Genomic DNA, 15,684 nt, shown 5'->3' on the forward strand with positions numbered 1-15,684 from the left:
ATTAGAATCCTCCGATCAGACTGAGTATGTAAAGGGCCAGTGCGACCATACCTGAGAATACAAGACCGACAACAACTCCGTAGAAAGTGTTTCCGTAGAAACCTGCTTTGAGTGATGTCTGCTCCCTTCCTGGGTATGAGCTCAACAGCTTCCTGTCAGGTGCGAGTGAATTGATAAGATCGTCAGCGATCTTGTCAAGCTCATCGATCTGTTCCATGATAGGGTCCATTGAGTAACAGATGATGTCTTCACGCTCTTCTGCAAGGACTGATGTAAGTGGGTCCAGTACAAGATGTGCTTCTGGTGCTACATGTACCATGCTCATTCTAATTCCTCCTCAGTTGGCAGGAGACCCGTTCCAATTACCTTGTAAGCGTCCCTGTTAACGAGCTCAACGTATTTCCTGAATGCAACATACCACAGGGCAAGACCGATCATGATCGTTGGTATGGCTGATGCATCTTCTGATACAGTTGCAACGATACCTGCAACGACCATTGCGATCGCAGCCTTCTCAACACCTGTTGTGAGTGTTCTGTCCTGCTGTTCATCAGGGCCAAGGTTTGCATTGAATGGGTGCAGAATTGCCATACCGCCTGCGATGAAGATCACAGCGATGTATCCTGTTGCGACAACGGTTTCCAGTACAGCATCGAACATGAAAGTTCCTGTCATTGCGACACTGAGTCCGATGATGGTAAGTGCGCCTGCACCAGCGATCTCTGTCATGGACTGCTCCATAATAGGAATGCCCATTCCAAGAACCTTGTTAGCGAGTGCACCAATGACGAGTCCAATGATGGATGCTGTTATGAATGCGACGATAGGTCCGGCAATGCCACCAACGGCAAGTCCGAACAGAGATGCAACGACTCCCATACCAAGTGCCATCATACCGATGGATGGTACACCGGTACCAAGACCGTAGCTTGCTACACGTCTTACTGCTGCGCAGCCCCACACGATCGCACAGATTGCTCCAAGAGCACCAATAAATGCGAATGCTGGTCCTGCAGCCTGTACAAGGAAATGTCCTGCGTATGCTGCAATAAGTCCGCCAAGTACTCCGACAGCGATTAATTTGTTCTGTGGAATTCCTCCGGTGGCTTCTCCACCAGCTCCTCCTGCTGACATCTTATAGACCTCCTATTGCCAGTACACCAACAAATGCGCACATCAATGTTGCTACAAAGGATGCGAAAACTGCCTTTGGCCATTTCTTGAACTTAGGGTCGTGGAATCCTTCGATGGTTCCTCCAATGTTGTATGAAGGGATTACCGCATTCACGAAGAAGATACCTACTGCGAATATACTTGCGAGTGCTACAAGGTCACTCTGGCTCAGGCCTGTGCTTGTGTTCATAAGTGAGTAGTATATGGTCGCTCCACCAATACCTCCGAGAGCTCCACCGATAACACCACTTACGTATGATACGGTTGGAAGTCCGTGTCCCTCTGTACCCTGGGATACATAGAGGTCCTGCCTGTCCTTTGTGATCGGGTCATAGTCTACCTTTGCAGATGCCGGTGGTACACCAACACCATAAACGTATACCAATGTACCAACGATCATTGTCACAGCGATCATGATCATTGCACCGACCGCGCCTGATGCGACCACCAGTGCAAAACTGTCACTGACGTTCATAACTGCTCCTGCGGTGACAAGTCCGGTAAGACCTGCTCCTGCAGCCAGCTGGACAGTACCGGTACCAATACCTGTTGCCTGTGCCATAGCTGCAGGTGCTCCACCTACAGGTACGAAGTGAACACTCCATGAAATTAACATGCCACCAAGGGTGACCATTACTATGTATAATATATTCTCTGCGAGAATTCCTGCTATATCTATCATGCAGCGACCTCCTCGTCTTCCTTGTAAGGTCCGTATGCCTCACGTGCTGCTACTTCGATCCTTCTGTTCCAGATGATCATAAGTAGTACAAGAACTACTCCTGCTACAACTGAAAGCCATCCCCATGTGATGCTTATTGCAGGATCAAATACGGCTGTTACCCAACCGCTTAAGAAAACGGTCATACCGAATGCGAGACCCGTTACTGGTCCTCCGAACTTTGCACAGAACCATGAGTTGTCGATACCGTTACGAAGTCCTGATTCTGCTTTCCTCACAATGTTACCGGAGTTTGCAGCGTTAAGACCTGATCCGAACTCGACGTTCTGGAATTCACGTTCTGCACCATAGTGAACATCACCAGTTGATGAACCGATAGCTCCGACAGTGATTCCCCAAATGAATGCAATTAGTGCAAGTGGGAATGGATGCCCGAGAACAGCTACCATGATGTATGATACAACAAGGATACAGAATGTTGTAATGAATGCATATCCCATGATCACCGGCGTGTGTGATCGGATAATATCAAGATATATTGGTTGTTTGAAACGCTTCTGACTTGCAGTACGTCCCATGTAAGACGTAATAGCATATGTTCCATGTACTGCTGTAGCAATGAGCGCACCAACAGCGATAGCAAAGACCACGGACAGACCAGCGGTCATCAATACAGATGCCACGGTTCCGCCAATAGCGCAGATCAATGCATTCGATGGTGGTTCACCGGATATTGCTTTGTTATAGATCCTGTGTGGGTACATCATCTGGGGTGCTAATTGCACTTGTGAATTAGGGTTACTCTGAGATCCGACATCAGATTCAAGATCCTCAGTTGTGCCAGCAATAGTTGCGGCAGCACCCATAAGTGCTAAAACACCCATGCCCATGAGTGGTTCCATTTATTTATCCTCCTTCCTAGTTCTAAATCGATATGTATAAGTGCGAAATACTGCACGTCCTTCGATAATTCAGCCATGTCTATAATTATGGCATAGACTAACGTAAGATGGTGGGGATTATCTGAAATCCTTCATAAACCTTTCGGAACTTTCCTGAAAAAAGGCGGTGCTGACAGGAGGGATCCTCATTCCCTTCTGTCAAATCTCATTATGTAAATGTCAGGCCTTGGCTGTTTTCCACTTCCTCTTCCAAAGTCCATGTAGCAGCTGTTACAAAGTACACGTGCATTGATCGAAGCGATCTCTGATGTGCCGGGAATTAGGCGCGCAAAAAGAAAAGACGGTTCAATATCAAGTGAAGTCACCGTATCCGTAAGGTACTTTAGTATGTGTTCCTCAAAGACCTCCAGGTCATCCAGTTGAAGTCCTCTTGTGTTGATCGTGACTCCTCCGCATCCGCATGGGAGTGCGAAAGCATCCATCTCTATCAGGAACACAGGGACCCCTAAAAGTTCCCGCAGGTTGTTTTCCAGGGATGTGCGCGCTTTCAGCAATTCTTGTGTCATGCTCATGTTCTATCTCCTATTGATCCCAGTGGAATTTTCCGGATCTCCTCTCCACTTCCGGAATATGTATATATCACCTTTTCAGCAAGGCGCTTGCAGTAGCCGCATTTGTGGCATACCTTATCACATTTTTTCCATTGCTCGATGGCACCGTCCAGTTCCCTGTTTGGTATGTAAAATGTGTCTTTGAGATCCTTTATGCTGTCCAGCAGGTCCATAAGATTGCCATCATATCTTTCATTTGCGTACGCTTCCACATTATTGAGGATCCAGTTAACGAAATGAGTGCGCCCTCCGATCTTGAAGGTATCAGTGATATGTTTGTATTCTTTCAGGTCCTCGGGCCTGATCCATGGTGATTTAATGATCTGCTGTGGGTCCTTTATCCTCAGGGAAAGGCACTTGTAGTAATAATAATCGTCAAGGACGTTCGGCTTAGGTCCGGGTCCGTTGGCATGTGAAAAGAAATTGAAGTGGGCGTACCTGAAAGGGCACTGGTAAAGGCATGCTTCGTTGACGAGCAGCTTGAGCTTGCATGAGACCGTATCCCTTATAGCTTCCAGCTTGTCGAAATGCCTGTTCACCGCAGGGTCCACTACAATGGTCGTAGCTCCCAATTGCTCATAGAACTCTGCCTTTTGCGGTGTGTCCACGAATGAAAGTACTGAGACCACTACATCCATGTCATAATCCTTTGCCAGCATTTCCACAAGGTATGGGTCGGCAACGGTTATCGAATCGATCCCGATGCTGTTCAGCTTATCGAAATACCAGTCTATAGCGCGGTAACCTTCAGGGGTAAGGTGCTGTCCACCCATGCAGGAGCTGTTCAGCACGATCTCCATTTTGACGCCTTTTGAATGTGCGTACTCGGTCTGTTGCGCTATCTCCTCGAGTTTCGGGGCACTCAGGTTTGTCCTGCCGGTCCCTACATATTCGGGGGATCCCGCCATGTATACTGCGTATATATTATCAGAGCCCGCTAAAAGCTCCTCAAGTCCTTCAAAATGACCGATGTGTGGTACATACAGCTTCATTGGAACTTTGTTATCGGGTGACTTTAGATAAGGATTTTGGTTTGTTCGTCCCGGACCAAAATAGTTATTAAAGCCCATTTTCGTTCTAATTGATATGATGATAGGTGCGTCTTCCTTTGCAGGTGAGCTAAGGGAACTGGATGGTCATGTACAGTCAGTTGAGCTTTATATGCCAAAACTTGGTGTCTATGAAGGTTCAAAACTTCAAAAGGGCAGGCTGGAGATGATCCTGGATGAGCTTTCAACATGTGACCTTCAAACATCCATGCATGCACACTATTTTGCGGATGTTCCCACGTATCCTAAAGAACTTGTTGTGGACACTGCTTCAATGGACAAAACACACTTCTCCTTGATGGAGGAATGTATAGGACTTGCAGGTAAACTTGGTACAAAAGCTGTGGTACTCCATCCCGGAAGGGTCGGTGATGACAGGGAAAGATCACTGGGGAGGATGACGTCCAATCTCCGGCAGCTTGCAGCATTTGCATCTGAGAACAATGTAATGCTCGGACTTGAGAACAAGGAAGCGACCGATCCCGGGAACCTTTGCTGTGAGGCAGAAGAACTGTTAAGGGTGGTCGATGCTGTGGATTCTCCAAACCTCGGTGTGACCTTTGATGTAGGGCACGCAAATCTGACCTGTGGCGGTGATCCTGAAAAACTGGCTGATTTTGTGAAAACCATCTCGGAACACGTGGTTCATGTACACTTACACGATAACTACGGTTTCTGGACTTCCAATTATGACGGTGATGAACACATGGCACCCGGAAGCGGTACAATTGATTACTCGGTCCTGAAAGGACTCAAAGAATACAATGGGATATTCAATCTGGAAGTGTTTTCCCTGGATGATGTTCTTGCCGGGAAAAAAGTGATAGATAAATACGTGAGGCCGTAAAAATTAGTTTAAGTTACAATCTTTAAAGAACTGTTTTAAATAACGGTTAATGTCACAATGATTCATTCTTTAGAACTTTATATCTTGTAATCAGGTGGCACTACAAGAACAAGGATGTCGGACATCTGAAGCACTTTCTGTGTGACAGAACCCATTATCTTCTTGATACCGGTCTGCCCGCGTGTCCCAATGATTATCCTGTCAACTTTATGGATCCTTGCAGTTTTGACTATCTTTTCCGGCGCATTGCCATCCACGATCTCGGCGTGAAGCTTTGATCCTTCACATCCCATTGAGACCAGTTCCTCTTTTATGGAACTTATGACCTGTTCTGCACCGGTCTCACGCCAGGTCTTCCTTCCAAGCCCTTTATCTTCGACCACATGGACTATTACTATCTCTGCATTATGTTTCGTTGCGATCCTGCCCGCAACTTTTGCTGCGTTCCTTGAATATGTGGAACCGTCCGTGGGTAGTAATAGTTTCATATAATTTTGGGTTAGCATTGAATGTATTTAAGTTATTGGATTTCACATTCATGGCAATTTCTTCCGAATGTTTCCCGGACCGGTCAATGCTATTACTTATGCACATCAGCATATGAAAAAGTGTAAAGCGGATGGATCTTTCATCCTCTATGTGTCGTATTTGTGTGAGCTATCACAATATATCCATTTCCATAACGATATTTCCATCTGAAACTGTAAAAGGTATGCTCTCTTTTGGATAATCGACACACGCTCCCTGTATGCCTTGCCCACTCCCCGCATCAAAGGTTGTCCGGCATCTGTCACAAATAAGAATGTCATTGTCAAGGCTAAAACCAATTGATCCGCAGGGAGGGCAAACATTAGATCGGACCATGATGTCGTCCCCAAGCCTGTAAGCCATGACTGCTATCTCCCCGGTTGTTGTTTTCACTTTGAAGTGCGTATTTATCTTTTCATCTATGGTCTGAACAGGGATCACAACCGTATTATCGATCACCTGTGGTTCTATCCATGTCGCAGTAACAGGGATCGTCGAGGTTGTTGCCTGTGCATCATTATCAAGACATTCGGCAGTATCTCTTCTATCTGCCGACTCATTTCCGATACAGGACAATCATTACATAGGGCACGGATCTCGATACTGCTGACCTTGCCTTCCTTGTCAAGAAGTTTCTGCGAGACCAGAAGAGGCATTATAATATAGCCATCTTCTTCCCCGCCGGTACTCTCAATAATACCTTTTACTTCAAGGTCCATAACAATTCCATTTCTTTCAAGCGCAAGGGTCGATCCGGTAGCGAGGCCAAGCGGAGTTGCGATATCCTGTCCCAGTAGAATTTCCATGCCTTCGGGATCAGAAAGCCATTCCCCGTTTATATTCCACCATGATTTGAGTATTTTCTCTTTTGAAATTGATCTCATCTCATTGTGACTCATGATATGTGATTGAAAATAATTTTATACGCTTCTAATATCTCCTTTATTGTGCTAAGCTTAACCACCATAAGAAAGTATTTATCTGGTTGCAATACATTTATGTTACCGGTCATTGAGGGAATGAAATGAACAAATATGAGAAATTCACAAAACTGGAGCATAAGAGCTATTCAGATGTGACACGCTTCCTGAAACAGACCACTCATCTGACTGCACGTGAATGGATCATTGCCCGCTTATGTGCAGACTTCAAGAATCTTTCAAACCGTTCCGAAATGACCTGGATTGGTCAGAACCTACCTGATCTGGTCCCATTCGTGGATGAGCCGTACACAAGGCAGGAGGTCTCTAATGCACATGCTGCTTTCAAGCATAAGGTCCAGCGCAGTGGAACAACCTTCTTTTATGCTTATTATGCCGGACTTATCAGTAAAGAGGAAATGATCCTGATCATCCATAAGATCGTGACAGACCTCCAAAAACTGATCGAGACCGAGAACGGGGAAGTGTCCGATGAGCATATGACCGATGTGCAAATGTTGGTGGCAGATGCGTTGCACAGGATCAATGAGTCTCTTGATCTGGATTGATGTGCTGTCCACAATTCATTGCAAAGCATATTATCATTTTAAATAAGGTTTATTATTCAAACCCATTATTATTTATGCTATGAACCTTTCTATGGTTTGTGTTACAACCGCTCCCATCGTACTTCCTTTCCATCTGATTCCCAACCTATTCACTTTAGATGGGAGCACCTCCTGTTTCTAATCACAAATTTTGTAAGTGTTAAATGGTTTTCATGTTTTGCATGTTTTTCACTTCAAAAAAATTGTCCGTACTTACTATATAGGTCGTTAGATGCCGATATCGTTCAGATGTGCTTATCTCTAATCACATCAACTTATCCCTTAGAATAATATAACTTATCTAAAAGCATTACTATTTATACTATAATGCATTTCTATGTGTAGTTCTATGTGTTGTCTTCCAACAGCTCCCATCAGGCTTCCTTCAGTTCTGATTTCCAAACCCATTTTCATCACCGATGGGAGCGACTCCTTTTCTTGAAGACAGCTTTCTTTTTTTATGCACTTATAAAGAACTGAACGTAAAAAAGACGACAATGTATTTATCGAGAGACCCTTTTTACTATATCGATACAATGAGTTTCAGAGATTTTATCGATCATTTAAGGGCAAGCGACAGGCTTGTTGAGATCACTGATCCTGTTTCGAAGGTCTTCGAAGCACCAAGACTTGCAAAAAAGAGCAATGGTCCAATACTTTTCCATGACATTGACGGACAGAAGGCCATCATGAACCTTCTTGGTTCCAGGGATGAGCTTGCTGATATGTTCGGTGTGCCAAAGGATGGTATTATCCGAAGGCTTTCTGAAGTTCGCCCGGATGGGGAAGTTAAGATCGTCGCCTCATCTCCGACACAGGAGGTCATAACTGAGGATGTCGATCTTTCAAAGCTGCCCCTTATGACACACTTTGAGAAGGATGGCGGACCTTACATCACTGCAGGTGTTGTGGTTTCTGAGTACGACGGGATGATGAATGCATCTATCCACAGGCTCATGATAGTAGGAAAGGACAAACTGGCTGCACGCCTTGTTCCACCGCGTCATAGCTTCGTCCTGCACAAGAAGGCATCCGAGAACAACGAACCTTTGCCAGTGGCAATTGTCCTTGGTGCAGACCCTGTCATCACTTTTGCTTCCACCACCCGTGTGCCTGCAGGAAAAGAGTTCGAATATGCAGCAGCCCTTCGCGGTGCTCCTGTGGAACTGTTCGAATGTGAGAACGGTGTCAAAGTGCCGCATGCAGAGATCATACTCGAAGGTTACATCGATCCTGTGGAAAGGGTGGATGAAGGTCCTTTCGTGGACATTACAGGAACATACGACCTTGTGCGCAAGGAGCCGGTGATCCGTATCACAAAGGTAATGCACAGACATGACCCTATCTATCATGGCATACTGCCAGCAGGTCCGGAACATCTTCTCATGATGGGCGTGCCCTATGAGCCTAAGATATACAATGCTGTCTCCGAGGTAACTACTGTAAAGAACGTCGTGCTCACAGAAGGCGGTTGCTGCTACCTGCATGCTGTTGTCCAGATCGAAAAGCAGACCGAAGGTGATGCCAAGAATGCTATTATGGCGGCATTTGCAGCGCACACAAGTCTTAAGCATGTTGTAATTGTGGACGAGGACATTGACATCTTCGATATGCAGGATGTGGAATTTGCTATCGCAACACGTGTGAAGGGTGATTCTGATATGATGATCATCCCGAACGTTCGCGGCAGTTCACTTGATCCCAGAGGCGCACCTGATGGCACTACTACCAAGGTAGGTATCGATGCCACGAAAGTGCTTGCAGAGAAAGAGAATTTTGAACGTGCGAAGATGCCAGAGTGAATCTTAAGCGGATGTAACATGTATCTTACAAAAGAAGAAGAACGGACCTTGAATGGTGAGGACGGGGAAACCTTGCAGAAAGCAATGGAGATCCTTGTCGCACTTGGTGATATCTATGGTGCGGACAGTTTGATCCCTGTCAAGAGCGCACAGATAGCAGGAGTTTCCTATAAGACCATAGGGGGTGCGGGACTTGAATGGATATCTGACCTTGATGGCAAGGTAAAAGTGCCTTCCATCCTGAATCCGGCGGGCATGGACATGCAGCGCTGGCGAGACATGGGCATTGAACCGGATTTCGCTGAGAAACAGGTGGAGGTCATCAAGGCATACGAAAGCCTTGGTATCCGTTCCATGTGCACATGCACACCATATTATCTTGAAGGTTTTTCAGCCACCTATGGTGACCATCTGGCATGGAGTGAATCCTCTGCTGTATCCTATGCAAATTCAGTGATAGGCGCACGCACAAACCGTGAAGGCGGTCCGTCTGCACTTTCCGCAGCACTTGTGGGAAAGACAGCGAACTATGGTTATCATCTTGATGAGAATCGTGTGCCCACAGTTTCCGTGACCGTTGAATGTGAACTAACAGGGTCTGATTACGGTGCACTGGGCTATCTTGCAGGAAAAGAAGTGGGTAACAGGGTCCCTATTTTCTACATGGCCTCCACTCCGTCATCTGACAACCTCAAAGCACTGGGTGCAGCAATGGCAGCATCCGGAGCAGTTGCATTGTATCATGTGGAGGACATAACACCTGAAGCACAAAAGGTCGGTTTTGCGAACCCCGAAGAAAGGATCGTGATCGAACGCAGCCAGATAGATGAGGTCTACGAAGAAGTCATCGGAGGTACCGATGATCTGGAGTGCGATATTGCGGCAGTTGGCTGTCCGCACTGTTCAGCGGATGAGCTGGAGGACATTGCCCGGCTTCTGGAAGGAAAAGGAATTGAGAAGGAACTATGGGTATGTACTTCAAGAGAAGTTGCCGAAAAGAACGCTGAACTTGTAAAACGAATAGAACAGAGTGGAGCAAAAGTGCTCTGTGACACATGTATGGTCGTGTCTCCTGCTACGGAAGGACATAATTGCATGATGGTGAACTCAGGAAAAGCGCTCGCATATGTTCCGGGAATGTGCAAGGTTGCCGCAAAGATCGGCAGTCTTGAAGAATGTATCAACAAGGTAGGTGGTGACAATTAAGATCAAATGTCGTACTATCTCAAGGGGTGTCGCAGAAGGTGAGGTACTCCTATCAACTGACGCTCTCTCATTTTTAGGTAATGTTGATCCAAAGACCGGAGTGGTGGTCGATCCTTCACATGCCATCTATGGTCAGTGTATCAAGGACAAGATCCTGGTGTTCCCTCATGGGAAAGGCTCTACTGTCGGTTCCTATGTGATCTACCAACTGAAAAAGAACAATGTGGCGCCAGCAGGCATGATCAACATAGATTCCGAACCGATAGTAGCAGTTGGTGCTATCATATCAGATATTCCTCTTGTGGACAGGCTGGAAGAGGACCCATATAAGGTCCTTTCAGACGGTGATCATATCAGGGTCGACAGCAGCAATGGATACATTGACATCCCGGATAAGTGAAATCATTAGTGTGGCATAATGGAAAAAAACGACTCTCATCCGGGGCATCTGGACGATCAACAAATAGAAGCTTTGGTCATGGGCCTTTACGGGGATGTCCATCCCTTTTTTAAGGTATATGAAGTGGGATATGTTGATGGGGACATATACTTCTATGGCGTTCCAACCGCGGATAAGCGGATCATTAACAATAGCTTATGGGGCAAATTTGCAGCAAAAGGATATCGTCTTGCTCTGGTCTCCGAGCTTGGTGAGGATGTGCTGATCGCATCTCCTATTCATGATGTTCCCGAACGCATCTGGATCAATGTGGTGCTGGCAATAGCTACTGTATTCACAACGATGTTCGCCGGTGCAGCAATGTTCGGGGTGGATATATTCAGCGAACCTTCCGGTTTCATAAAAGGTCTGCCTTTCACCCTGGCGATAATGTTCGTATTGGGTTCCCATGAGATGGGGCACTATATGGCTGCAAAGATGCATGGTATGCGAACTTCGCTTCCGTATTTCATTCCCTTTCCTACTTTTATCGGAACCATGGGCGCCGTTATAAAACACAGGGGTATCATCCCTAACCGCAGGGCATTGTTCGATGTAGCAGTTGCAGGTCCGCTTGTGGGCATTGTGGCATCTGTGATCGTGACCTTCATAGGCCTTTCACTGCCGCCGGTGGAGTTTACTTCCGATCCCGGAACTATCATGATAGATATCCAGACACCGCTGCTGTTCGATTCGATAACTAAGATAATGGGCAGTACATCCGAAATGATGCATCCGGTTGCATTTGCAGGATGGGTGGGCATGCTGGTAACGGTTCTTAACCTGTTACCATCAGGGCAGCTTGATGGCGGTCATATCATGCGTGCCATGCTGGGTGAGCGTGCTAGGAAAGTATCCCTCATGATGCCGATGGTATTGGGCGCTCTTGCGTTGTATGTGATCTTTGTTCTCGAGCAAAATGGAGGCATCTGGTTGTTCTGGTCATTCTTCCTTTTACTCTTTGCTCTGGCCGGTCATCCAAAACCCTTAAATGATGAAATAATACTTGACAACAAAAGGATGGCACTTGGAATTCTCACTTTTATACTGGGGATCCTGTGTTTCACATTGGTGCCGTTAACTCTGGTTATGAATTGAGGTGAGATGTATGGATATTTGTTTTAGGTGGATGCAGAAGAACACTTACAGCCTTGCATCACTTGTACCTCTTGTTCCCGGGAACATGGTTGTGAAGCAGTCTCATGATGGTATCATGATATACAGCTTTGCCACAAAACAGAAAGAAGACATCTTCGCAGAAGTCGACAATTCATCCACCGATTCCATTTACATTGCAGGAGGTCCCCATCCATCCGGTTCTGTGGAGGATACCCTTGAGCATTTCGATTATGTTGTTATCGGGGAAGGGGAGGAAACGCTTCCGGAACTTGTAAGGACACTTCTTAGCGGAAACAGTCCTTCTGATGTGAGGGGAATCGCATATCGAAGGAACGGTAATGTGGTGTATACTGAAAAACGTGAACCCGTGAATCTTGATGCTTATCCATGCTTTGATCCGGAAGGCATACGTGCTCCTATCGAGATCAGCAGGGGTTGCCCGTGGCGATGCAAATACTGCCAGACACCCCGGTTATTTGGCAATCGAATGAGGCACCGTAGCATTGATTCCATATTGAGGTTCGCAAAACACTACAGCGACCTGCGTTTTACTTCATCGAATGCTTTTGCTTATGGGGGCGATGGTGTCCATCCACGTTTTGATAAGGTGGAGAAACTTCTGTCACAGCTACACTCAATGGAAGGTAAAAAGATATATTTCGGTACCTTTCCCTCAGAGATCCGCCCGGAATTCACAACTCATGAAGGTCTGGACCTGATCGACAGGTACTGCACCAACAGAACGATCAGCATGGGTGCACAATCCGGCAGTGACAGGATATTGAAAGAAATGCTCCGCGGCCATACTTCGGATGATGTCACGGTTGCAGTTGAACGCTGCTTTGAGCATCAAATAACCCCGATCGTGGATTTCATCTTTGGTTTTCCGGATGAGCGTGAAGAGGATCAGCAGAGTACACTTGAACAGATCAAATGGATATGTCGCAAAGGTGGAAAAGTAAGGGCACATTACCTGACCCCGCTACCATCCACTCCCTATGAGAACATCGTTCCGTCGGCGATCAGTGACCCGGTCCACAAGGTACTGGGAAGAATGGCAAGGGACGGCAAGCTCAACGGCAACTGGGATAAATAAAAATATTCAGTCATCAACGGATATTCGTGAAAGTTCGAGTTCGTCCTTGTAATATACGTAAACTTCGATCTCTTCGCCTCTGCCAAAAGCACGCATCTTCCTGTCATAGGTGGATTTGACATGGCGAAGCCCGTTCTTTTTGAAGTGATCCCTGACCTTCCGGAAGAACCTGATCTGCTGACGAAGGTATGCTTCCTCATAAGCCTTTGTGTCGGCGGCTATCTTTTCAGCTTCATCTTCCGATATTTCGGAGTGGTAACACCCGTGCTCATTAAGTCCGGATATCTGTCTCCAGTCAAGGTTTCCTTCCTCATCCGTTTCCCTGTGGAGCATGTAAGGATAAAGCCGGCATATAGTGAGCCTTCTGTCATACATGGTACATCTTTTGCCCTCAAGCATGACACAACTTCCATCTTCCTTTGTTCTCAGTGCATATCCTGAAACATAGAATCGCCCGTTCTGGTCGCAGAACTCGTAATAAGGTGCAGGTTTGATAAGGCCTAGGTCAATACTTTTAATGAACTCTGTATCCTTGTCGAGCAGGAACACATGGTCGTTGAACTCTTTAGTACAGCACCTTGCACAGAGGTCACATTCGAACCCTACTTCCTTGATGATATCGATCAGCTTCTCATCAGGGTATGCAAGCATTGCCTCAAGTTCCTTCTTTGTATCCTTGATCTGTTCGTCTATAGAATTAACTTCCATCACCTTTTGCTGTTCTGTATGTAATATCCAGTTTCGACATTAAGATACTTCGGTAATAAAATACTATCTCAGTTTCAAAGCCTGAGTTCAGTGTGTCTCTTTTTCATCTGTCCGGGAATAACGCCTGAGGCTGTATTAGTATCGAGTTTGGATATTTTCCATGTTCAATCCCGCTTGCTCTTGAAATGGTCTGCGATCTTCTCAGCAAGCCCTTTGCTGATACCTTCCACTTCCGCAAGCTCCTCTACAGAAGCACGTCTTATCTTCTCAATAGACCCAAAATGGTTCAGCAGGGCTTTCTTCCTGGATGAACCGATGCCGGGTATTGAATCCAGTTCGGAATGGGACAACCTTGCAGTACGTCTTCTTCGATGTGAAGAAACTGCAAAGCGATGTGATTCATCCCTCACCTGCATGAGCATCCTGAGCGCATCAGATGTATGTGGAAGTATGACAACCTCATCCTCCCTTTCCTTCGGGACGATGATGTGCTCGAACCGTTTCGCCAGTCCAACCAGTGGGATATCAAGTCCCAGTTCCCTGAGCGATCCCATTGCTGCACCAACCTGCCCCGGTCCACCGTCGATGAGGATCAGGTCAGGTAGTTTGTTATCCTCATTTTTCTGTTTTTTGTACCGGCGCTTGACCACTTCTGCCATCATGGCAAAGTCATCGATACCCTTTACGGTCTTAATGTTGAAATGCCTGTACTTGTTCTTTGCAGGCATGCCGTTGTTAAATACCACGAGTGATCCTACCGCATCAGTTCCTGAGATGTTGGATATGTCAAAACCCTCGATGTGTACAGGAAGGGTCGACAGTGAAAGTTCATCACGAAGCTGTACCAGTGCCTGCAGGGCATTCTCCCGGTCACTTCTCTTGATGTGGGATTGTTCCATTGTCATGACCGCATTCCTTGCAGCCATGTCAAGCAGTTTTTTCTTGTCTCCTCTTGCAGGCACCTGTACATGGACGCTTCTGGATGCTTTTTCGGATAGCCATTTTGTGATAAGTTCCTTCTCAGGTATGGGATACTGCACAAGGATCTCCGGAGGTACCGGTGCATCCTGGTAATATTGCTTGATGAACTCCGCGACGATCCTGGGGATGTCTCCCGCTGCATCTCCCCATGAAAGTGAGAAGTCGGCCTTACCTACCATGTTCCCGTCACGGATATAGAAGATCTGCACGAAAATATTATCCTCATCGGCTGCCGTAGCTATCAGGTCACTGTCATTGTTGCCGGCGGTGGCGGTCTGCTGCTCGGACAGGCTTTTGAGAGCTTCTATCTGATCACGCACCGCAGCAGCAGCTTCGAACTCCTGTGCTTTTGCATGCTCCTGCATCTTTTGCTGGAGGGAATTAAGAATGCTCGAGGTGTCTCCTTTGAAGAACTTCACTGCCTCCATAACGTTCCTGCGATATTCTTCTTCGGAAATGGATCCATTGCAGGGCGCATAGCAGCGATCGATGTGATAATTAAGACACGGCCGCGTTCTCTTTCCGTCTACCTTCCGGTTACACCTCTTGATCCTGAATACCTGCGATATCATGTCAAGTGTACGGCGTACAGGCTTAACGTTGGTATAGGGCCCGAAATAAAGTGCTCCGTCCATGAGCCTCTTGCGTGTTATGAATATCCTCGGGAATTTCTTGTTGATCGTGACCTTTACGTAAGGATACCGTTTGTCATCCTTCAGGTCGATGTTGTAATGGGGACGGTTCTTCTTTACAAGATTGGCCTCTAGTATCAGTGCCTCAACTTCGGAATCGGTGACAATGTAATCGATGTCCTCGATCTTCCTGACCATTGCCCTGGTCTTTGATGAATGGTTCTTTCCGGACTGGAAGTACTGGCTGACCCTTTTCTTCAGGGATTTTGCCTTTCCTATGTAGATTATGTTGTCGGAGCCATCCTTCATCAGGTAGACGCCCGGCAGGTTAGGTATGCTGGATATGTCCGGTTTCATTATATTTTGTCATCCTCTGTATGT

Annotated in this window: 18 protein-coding genes; 7 read left to right on the plus strand and 11 right to left on the minus strand. The window is 46.5% G+C overall.

All coding sequences use genetic code 11. The features are described 5' to 3' along the window. Position 1 precedes the first annotated feature (1 nt). From BMX02_RS00410 to BMX02_RS00435, 6 genes are all read right to left on the minus strand, one after another. A complete protein-coding gene (locus tag BMX02_RS00410; RefSeq protein ID WP_091688067.1) occupies positions 2 to 325 on the minus strand; it encodes a tetrahydromethanopterin S-methyltransferase subunit B in 324 nt (107 codons plus the stop codon). Further along, entirely contained in the window at positions 322 to 1,134 is an 813-nt protein-coding gene (gene mtrC, locus BMX02_RS00415) for a tetrahydromethanopterin S-methyltransferase subunit MtrC (protein ID WP_091688069.1), read from the minus strand. The genes BMX02_RS00410 and mtrC overlap by 4 nt, the downstream gene beginning before the upstream one ends. Before the next feature lies 1 nt (position 1,135). After that, the gene (mtrD, locus tag BMX02_RS00420) at positions 1,136 to 1,846 is read right to left on the minus strand and encodes a tetrahydromethanopterin S-methyltransferase subunit D (protein ID WP_394328874.1); all 711 of its coding nucleotides are present in this window, start codon (positions 1,844 to 1,846) and stop codon (positions 1,136 to 1,138) included. Between the two features lie 5 nt (positions 1,847 to 1,851). Further along, positions 1,852 to 2,757: a tetrahydromethanopterin S-methyltransferase subunit E gene (gene mtrE, locus BMX02_RS00425; RefSeq protein ID WP_091688073.1), complete on the minus strand. Its 906-nt coding sequence runs from the start codon at positions 2,755 to 2,757 to the stop codon at positions 1,852 to 1,854. Between the two features lie 185 nt (positions 2,758 to 2,942). After that, complete coding sequence (locus BMX02_RS00430) at positions 2,943 to 3,329, minus strand: DUF5402 family protein (RefSeq protein WP_091688075.1); 387 nt, start codon at positions 3,327 to 3,329, stop codon at positions 2,943 to 2,945. Then, the gene (locus BMX02_RS00435) at positions 3,326 to 4,360 is read right to left on the minus strand and encodes a peptidase U32 family protein (protein WP_091688077.1); all 1,035 of its coding nucleotides are present in this window, start codon (positions 4,358 to 4,360) and stop codon (positions 3,326 to 3,328) included. Before BMX02_RS00435 ends, BMX02_RS00430 begins: the two co-directional genes overlap by 4 nt. A gap of 94 nt (positions 4,361 to 4,454) precedes the next feature. Here BMX02_RS00435 and BMX02_RS00440 point away from each other — a divergent pair, with 94 nt between their 5' ends. Then, positions 4,455 to 5,264 carry a sugar phosphate isomerase/epimerase family protein gene (locus tag BMX02_RS00440; protein WP_091688079.1) on the plus strand — a complete coding sequence of 270 codons (810 nt, stop codon included), beginning with the start codon at positions 4,455 to 4,457 and terminating at the stop codon, positions 5,262 to 5,264. A 77-nt stretch (positions 5,265 to 5,341) separates the two neighbouring features. On the opposite strand, the gene BMX02_RS00445 is transcribed toward BMX02_RS00440, so the two are convergent. The 3 genes from BMX02_RS00445 to BMX02_RS00455 form a co-directional block, all read right to left on the minus strand. Then, positions 5,342 to 5,752, minus strand: a complete 411-nt coding sequence (locus BMX02_RS00445) for a universal stress protein (RefSeq protein ID WP_091689029.1) — start codon at positions 5,750 to 5,752, stop codon at positions 5,342 to 5,344. Between the two features lie 172 nt (positions 5,753 to 5,924). Next, entirely contained in the window at positions 5,925 to 6,251 is a 327-nt protein-coding gene (locus tag BMX02_RS00450) for a Fe-S-containing protein (protein ID WP_091688081.1), read from the minus strand. 8 nt (positions 6,252 to 6,259) lie between these two features. Beyond that, the gene (locus tag BMX02_RS00455; RefSeq protein WP_135644015.1) at positions 6,260 to 6,691 is read right to left on the minus strand and encodes an ABC transporter permease family protein; all 432 of its coding nucleotides are present in this window, start codon (positions 6,689 to 6,691) and stop codon (positions 6,260 to 6,262) included. 125 nt (positions 6,692 to 6,816) lie between these two features. Between BMX02_RS00455 and BMX02_RS00460 the strand changes: the two genes are divergently transcribed. The 6 genes from BMX02_RS00460 to BMX02_RS00485 all read left to right on the plus strand — a co-directional run bounded on the left by BMX02_RS00460 (position 6,817) and on the right by BMX02_RS00485 (position 12,982). Next, positions 6,817 to 7,281 carry a DUF5806 family protein gene (locus tag BMX02_RS00460; protein ID WP_091688085.1) on the plus strand — a complete coding sequence of 155 codons (465 nt, stop codon included), beginning with the start codon at positions 6,817 to 6,819 and terminating at the stop codon, positions 7,279 to 7,281. A 575-nt stretch (positions 7,282 to 7,856) separates the two neighbouring features. Then, positions 7,857 to 9,122: an anhydromevalonate phosphate decarboxylase gene (locus BMX02_RS00465; RefSeq protein ID WP_091688087.1), complete on the plus strand. Its 1,266-nt coding sequence runs from the start codon at positions 7,857 to 7,859 to the stop codon at positions 9,120 to 9,122. An 18-nt stretch (positions 9,123 to 9,140) separates the two neighbouring features. Continuing rightward, on the plus strand, positions 9,141 to 10,328 hold the full coding sequence (locus tag BMX02_RS00470; protein WP_091688089.1) for a phosphomevalonate dehydratase large subunit: 1,188 nt from the start codon (positions 9,141 to 9,143) through the stop codon (positions 10,326 to 10,328). Continuing rightward, complete coding sequence (locus BMX02_RS00475) at positions 10,315 to 10,728, plus strand: phosphomevalonate dehydratase small subunit (RefSeq protein WP_091688091.1); 414 nt, start codon at positions 10,315 to 10,317, stop codon at positions 10,726 to 10,728. Before BMX02_RS00470 ends, BMX02_RS00475 begins: the two co-directional genes overlap by 14 nt. Before the next feature lie 18 nt (positions 10,729 to 10,746). Then, positions 10,747 to 11,865: a site-2 protease family protein gene (locus BMX02_RS00480; RefSeq protein WP_091688093.1), complete on the plus strand. Its 1,119-nt coding sequence runs from the start codon at positions 10,747 to 10,749 to the stop codon at positions 11,863 to 11,865. Between the two features lie 10 nt (positions 11,866 to 11,875). Then, positions 11,876 to 12,982, plus strand: a complete 1,107-nt coding sequence (locus BMX02_RS00485) for a TIGR04013 family B12-binding domain/radical SAM domain-containing protein (RefSeq protein WP_091688095.1) — start codon at positions 11,876 to 11,878, stop codon at positions 12,980 to 12,982. A 6-nt stretch (positions 12,983 to 12,988) separates the two neighbouring features. Here BMX02_RS00485 and BMX02_RS00490 read toward each other — a convergent pair whose 3' ends face one another. Together BMX02_RS00490 and uvrC are read right to left on the minus strand one after the other, a co-directional pair. Next, entirely contained in the window at positions 12,989 to 13,690 is a 702-nt protein-coding gene (locus BMX02_RS00490) for a YkgJ family cysteine cluster protein (protein ID WP_091688097.1), read from the minus strand. A gap of 164 nt (positions 13,691 to 13,854) precedes the next feature. Continuing rightward, positions 13,855 to 15,660 carry an excinuclease ABC subunit UvrC gene (gene uvrC, locus BMX02_RS00495; RefSeq protein ID WP_091688099.1) on the minus strand — a complete coding sequence of 602 codons (1,806 nt, stop codon included), beginning with the start codon at positions 15,658 to 15,660 and terminating at the stop codon, positions 13,855 to 13,857. Positions 15,661 to 15,684 lie beyond the last annotated feature (24 nt).

The organism is Methanococcoides vulcani (genome assembly GCF_900111645.1).
GTDB classification, from domain to species: Archaea; Halobacteriota; Methanosarcinia; order Methanosarcinales; family Methanosarcinaceae; genus Methanococcoides; species Methanococcoides vulcani.

Bases quoted from the DNA above. Each gene is read 5' to 3' on its own strand.
- BMX02_RS00410 (WP_091688067.1), bottom strand. From the start codon at position 325: ATGAGCATGGTACATGTAGCACCAGAAGCACATCTTGTACTGGACCCA.
- BMX02_RS00465 (WP_091688087.1), top strand. From the start codon at position 7,857: ATGAGTTTCAGAGATTTTATCGATCATTTAAGGGCAAGCGACAGGCTT.
- uvrC (WP_091688099.1), bottom strand. From the start codon at position 15,660: ATGAAACCGGACATATCCAGCATACCTAACCTGCCGGGCGTCTACCTG.
- BMX02_RS00485 (WP_091688095.1), top strand. From the start codon at position 11,876: ATGGATATTTGTTTTAGGTGGATGCAGAAGAACACTTACAGCCTTGCA.
- BMX02_RS00430 (WP_091688075.1), bottom strand. From the start codon at position 3,329: ATGAGCATGACACAAGAATTGCTGAAAGCGCGCACATCCCTGGAAAAC.
- BMX02_RS00455 (WP_135644015.1), bottom strand. From the start codon at position 6,691: ATGAGTCACAATGAGATGAGATCAATTTCAAAAGAGAAAATACTCAAA.
- mtrC (WP_091688069.1), bottom strand. From the start codon at position 1,134: ATGTCAGCAGGAGGAGCTGGTGGAGAAGCCACCGGAGGAATTCCACAG.
- BMX02_RS00480 (WP_091688093.1), top strand. From the start codon at position 10,747: ATGGAAAAAAACGACTCTCATCCGGGGCATCTGGACGATCAACAAATA.
- mtrE (WP_091688073.1), bottom strand. From the start codon at position 2,757: ATGGAACCACTCATGGGCATGGGTGTTTTAGCACTTATGGGTGCTGCC.
- BMX02_RS00470 (WP_091688089.1), top strand. From the start codon at position 9,141: ATGTATCTTACAAAAGAAGAAGAACGGACCTTGAATGGTGAGGACGGG.
- BMX02_RS00445 (WP_091689029.1), bottom strand. From the start codon at position 5,752: ATGAAACTATTACTACCCACGGACGGTTCCACATATTCAAGGAACGCA.
- BMX02_RS00460 (WP_091688085.1), top strand. From the start codon at position 6,817: ATGAACAAATATGAGAAATTCACAAAACTGGAGCATAAGAGCTATTCA.
- BMX02_RS00490 (WP_091688097.1), bottom strand. From the start codon at position 13,690: ATGGAAGTTAATTCTATAGACGAACAGATCAAGGATACAAAGAAGGAA.
- BMX02_RS00435 (WP_091688077.1), bottom strand. From the start codon at position 4,360: ATGAAGCTGTATGTACCACACATCGGTCATTTTGAAGGACTTGAGGAG.
- BMX02_RS00440 (WP_091688079.1), top strand. From the start codon at position 4,455: ATGATGATAGGTGCGTCTTCCTTTGCAGGTGAGCTAAGGGAACTGGAT.